The sequence below is a fragment of the Mycobacterium sp. TH-M25 genome, from assembly GCF_057473665.1.
Window position 1 is genome coordinate 1 of the sequence record NZ_JBYCLA010000238.1, and the last position, 4,338, is coordinate 4,338.

The window sequence follows — 4,338 nt, forward strand, 5'->3', positions numbered from 1 at the left end:
ACTCGGTGGCCAAAGCCCTTGCCGCCGTTGGACCTACGTGCCGAATCGACAACGCCACCAAGACCCGCCACAGCGGTTGCTTCTTGGCGGTGTCCAAGTTGGCCAGCAGGCGCTTGCCGTTGGCCGACAATGTGCCGGCCTTGGTGGTGAACAGCTCGGTACGCAACAGCTGGTCTTCGGTGAGGCTGAACAGATCACCCTCGTCCTCGATCACCTGCGCCTTGAGCAGCGCGGCCGCGGCCTCGTAGCCGAGCCCTTCGATGTCGAAGGCGCCGCGGCCGGCGACGTGGAACACCCGCTCACGCAACTGCGCCGGGCAGGACCGCGCATTGGGGCAGCGAATGTCGGCGTCGCCCTCCTTGGCCGGAGCCAACGGCGTGCCGCACTCGGGACACGTTGTGGGCATGACGAATTCGCGCTCTGAGCCGTCGCGCAAGTCGACGACCGGACCCAGCACTTCGGGGATCACGTCGCCGGCTTTCCGAAGCACCACCGTGTCGCCGATCAGCACGCCCTTGCGCTTGACCTCCGCGGCATTGTGCAAGGTGGCCAGCCCGACCGTCGACCCCGCGACGGTGACCGGCGTCATGAACGCGAACGGAGTCACCCGCCCCGTCCGGCCGACATTGACGCGAATGTCGAGAAGCTTGGTCTGCACTTCCTGCGGCGGATACTTGTAGGCGATCGCCCACCTCGGCGCCCGAGAGGTCGAGCCGAGCCTGCGCTGCAGTGACACGTCGTCGACTTTGATCACCACACCGTCGATTTCATGGTCGACGTCGTGGCGGTGCTCGGCCCAGTAGGCGATCCGCTCCAAGGCGCCGGCCGCATTCTGAACCCGAGTGGTGCGGTCGGAGACCGGCAGTCCCCAGGCGGCCAGCGCCAGATAGGCGTCGTGCAGCGAGTCGGGCCGGTAGCCCTCGAGGTGTCCCAACCCGTGGCAGATCATCCGGAGTTTGCGACGGGCCGTGACGGCGGGATCCTTCTGCCGCAGCGACCCCGCCGCGCTGTTGCGCGGGTTGGCGAACGGCGCCTTGCCGTCCTCGACCAGAGCAGCGTTGAGCGCCTCGAAATCCTCCAGCCGGAAAAACACCTCGCCGCGCACCTCCAGGACCTCAGGCACCGGGTGGTCGGCACTGGGAGTCAAACGTTCGGGCACATCGTCGATGGTGCGAGCGTTGAGCGTGACGTCCTCGCCGGTGCGCCCGTCGCCGCGGGTCGCAGCCCGAACCAGTCGGCCGTCGCGGTAGACCAACGCCAAAGCTACGCCGTCGATTTTGAGCTCGCACAGGAAGGAAACGTCGGCTCCGACTTCGGCGTGCACACGGCCGGCCCAGAGCTCGAATTCGTCGGCGCTGAACACGTTGTCCAACGACAGCATTCGCTCCAGGTGATCGGCGGAGGTGAAAGCCGTCGCGAAACCGGCGCCGCCGACGAGTTGGGTGGGCGAATCGGGCGTGCGCAATTCGGGGTGCTCGTCTTCGAGCGTCGAGAGCCGGTGCAGCAGCGTGTCGAAGTCGGCGTCGGAGATGATCGGCGCATCGCGAACGTAGTAGCGGAATTGATGTTCGCGCACTTCATCGGCCAGTTCGCGCCAGGCACGACGCACGTCCGCCCCAAGAAGATCGGACCCAGCGGGATCAGCCTCGGGTGCGCTCACGTTGGCAGGCTATCGGAGGGCCCAGACAGGCCAGCGCAGCCCCGCGTGGCTACTCGCGGTAGAGGTCGGGGAAGTCCGACTTGAGCGCGCCGAGCTTGGGCAGATCGTTGGCGACGATGTACGGGTTGTTCGGATGCAGGTCGAAGAAGTTCTGGTGGTATGCCTCGGCGGGGAAGAACTGGGCATCCGGCGTCACCGCGGTGACGATCGGCGAGGGGAATGCGCCCGACGTGTTCAGCTGGGCGATGTAGGCACGTGCGATCTTCTGCTGGCTGTCGTTCTGCGTGAAGATCACCGAGCGGTATTGCGGGCCGACATCGGGACCCTGGTAATTGAGCTCGGTCGGATCCTGGACGACACCGAAGAACACCCGCAACAGCTGGCCGAAGGAGACCTGGGCCGGGTCGTAGGTGATTCGTACCGACTCGGCATGCTTGGTTGTGCTGGTGCTGACCGTGTCGTAGTCGGCGGTGGCCCGGTCTCCCCCGGCGTATCCGGACGTGGCCACTGAAACACCCTTGACGTGCTGAAATACCCCCTGTACGCCCCAGAAGCAGCCGCCGGCCAACACCGCGGTCTCGGTCCTGTGCGTGCCGGCCGAAGATTCGTCGACGGTGGGCGCCGGAAGTAGACCTGCCGTCGTTCCGCTGGCGGCCGGTATTGCCGGCGACCGGACCAGGAACGCCGCGGCGACAAGGCCGATCGCCGCGAACCAACTCGCCAGGACGATTCTTTTACGCCTAGTCCCGCTTGTGCCAGTCATGTTCCCGCCCTCCCCGTACGACGCCAGGGTATCGCAGCTAGACAAGTGGCGTCGGGAAAGCTATTTGGGCGTTGAGGATCCCAGCTACTCAGATGGCATCCGGATCGTCGGCAAAGCCCTCGGCCACCCGGCGGACCAGGCCGATGGCGGTGCGGGCCCATTCCGGGGTCGCCGCGGCAAGTCCACACGCGGGCACGATGCCGATGCGATCGCGCAACACCGACCGACTGATGCCAATCCGGTCGGTGATCGACACCACGCTGGTCGCGATCTCCTCCACCGCGGGGCGACCGTTCGGCGCACGGGACGCCACCACACCCAACATGACGACCCGTCCGGAATCGACGAATTCCCCGATCGCATCCAGATCGGCGGGCCGCAACGCGCGAGCATCCACTGAAACAGCGTCAATGTTGCTGCGCTGCAGGATTTTCCAGGGAATCGCTGACGAACAACTGTGGACCGAAACCTCGGCCCCGGCCGCGGACGCGCAGGCATCGAGAACCGCGACGGCCAGCGACTCGTCGATGGCGGCGACGGGACTCAGCGTGGTCACCCCGGGCAGCTGTCCGGCGACCGCCGCGGGCAACGACGGCTCGTCGAATTGCACCACCACCGGCGCGCCGAGCCGCCGAGACACCGATGCCCGATGGGCGGCGACCCCCTCGGCCAGCGAGGCGGCGAGGTCGTTGAAAGCGCCGGGATCGGTAATCGCACGATGTCCGTTGGACAGTTCGAGTTCAGCGGCCAGCGTGATCGGCCCGGGCGCCTGCACTTTGACCGGTCGTCCGCTGCCGCGCAGGCCGGCGAGTTCCCAAGCCTCTTCGAGCGCATCGACGTCCTCGGCGAGCAGGCTGACCGCCCGTCGAGTCACCGCGCCGGGGCGGCCCGTCACCCGGTAGCCGCGCGAAACGGTGTCGATGGCGATGTCGATGAGCAGGCCACCGGCTCGCCCGATGACGTCGGCGCCCACGCCCCTGGCAGGCAGTTCGACCAGGTGGGCCATTGCCGCACCCAGTTCGCCGACGACGACCTCGGCCGCCGATCGCGCAGTCGCTCCGGGCCACGACCCGATGCCGGTGGCACATGCGAAAACACTCACCGGGCAACCGTATTCGATCGGTGCGATTACGCTCTGGTCAGGATGACGATGAGACGGCCCGCTGTGTGTGCCGTGGCTCTGCTGGCCGCGGCGTGCACTCGCGTGGTGGGCGGCGCCCCGACGTCGGAATCGGGTCTCGCGACGAGCGGGTTCGACGTCGGGCGGGTGCTGCTCGACCAGTCTCGGATGCAGGCGATCACCGGCGGCGGCGAGCATCTGACGATCATCCCGTCGATGGACACCGCGTCGCCCGTCGACATCGACACCCTTGCCCAAACCGCCCCGCCGGCGTGCCGGTTCGTCTACGCCGAGACTGTCACGTTCGGACCCGACGTCGAGGCGTTCCACAAGACCACATTTCAAGATCCACCGCACGGCGGCATCATCTCCGAAGGTGCGGCGGCGTACCACGATCCTGACTCCGCACGGCGTGCGTTCGGGGCGTTGGTGAGCACCGTTGCCAACTGTTCAGGCAGTTCGGCCGGCTATGGTCTGATCGGCGACTGGAAAGCCGATGACCGGTCCCTGCAGACCCGGCCCGGCAATTGTGGCCGCGACTACCTGCTAAAGGCCGTGGTGCTGATGGAAGTCACCTACTGCGGTTTCCCGGACTCGGTGCCGACAATCGTGATCTCGAACCTCGCCGCCAACGTCTCGGGCTAGGTTTCGCGCGCCCAAAGTGCACACAGTCCGGGAAAACGGCGCTGGAAACGCACTGAGTGCACGGTCGGCGCACCCCGGGACGGCGTCAGGACGCGGCGGCGATGGTGGCGCGGGCGAGCACCGCGTCGCCGGGCGGGTCACGGCGGGAGA

4 protein-coding genes are annotated in these 4,338 nt (G+C 67.1%); 1 reads left to right on the forward strand and 3 read right to left on the reverse strand.

Annotation, left to right across the window (positions count from 1 at the left end):
• The 3 genes from ligA to AC2VOU_RS07905 all read right to left on the reverse strand — a co-directional run.
• The coding region (gene ligA / locus AC2VOU_RS07895) for an NAD-dependent DNA ligase LigA (RefSeq protein WP_486956873.1) at positions 1-1,660 on the reverse strand (1,660 nt) is incomplete at its 3' end.
• A 49-nt stretch (positions 1,661-1,709) separates the two neighbouring features.
• Positions 1,710-2,423 carry a peptide-methionine (S)-S-oxide reductase MsrA gene (msrA, locus tag AC2VOU_RS07900; protein WP_486956874.1) on the reverse strand — a complete coding sequence of 238 codons (714 nt, stop codon included), beginning with the start codon at positions 2,421-2,423 and terminating at the stop codon, positions 1,710-1,712.
• 88 nt (positions 2,424-2,511) lie between these two features.
• The gene (locus AC2VOU_RS07905; protein ID WP_486956875.1) at positions 2,512-3,525 is read right to left on the reverse strand and encodes a uroporphyrinogen decarboxylase/cobalamine-independent methonine synthase family protein; all 1,014 of its coding nucleotides are present in this window, start codon (positions 3,523-3,525) and stop codon (positions 2,512-2,514) included.
• Between the two features lie 48 nt (positions 3,526-3,573).
• Here AC2VOU_RS07905 and AC2VOU_RS07910 point away from each other — a divergent pair, with 48 nt between their 5' ends.
• The gene (locus AC2VOU_RS07910) at positions 3,574-4,188 is read left to right on the forward strand and encodes a sensor domain-containing protein (protein ID WP_486956876.1); all 615 of its coding nucleotides are present in this window, start codon (positions 3,574-3,576) and stop codon (positions 4,186-4,188) included.
• The last annotated feature ends 150 nt before the right edge of the window (positions 4,189-4,338 follow it).

Bases quoted from the DNA above. Each gene is read 5' to 3' on its own strand.
- msrA (WP_486956874.1), bottom strand. From the start codon at position 2,423: ATGACTGGCACAAGCGGGACTAGGCGTAAAAGAATCGTCCTGGCGAGT.
- AC2VOU_RS07910 (WP_486956876.1), top strand. From the start codon at position 3,574: ATGAGACGGCCCGCTGTGTGTGCCGTGGCTCTGCTGGCCGCGGCGTGC.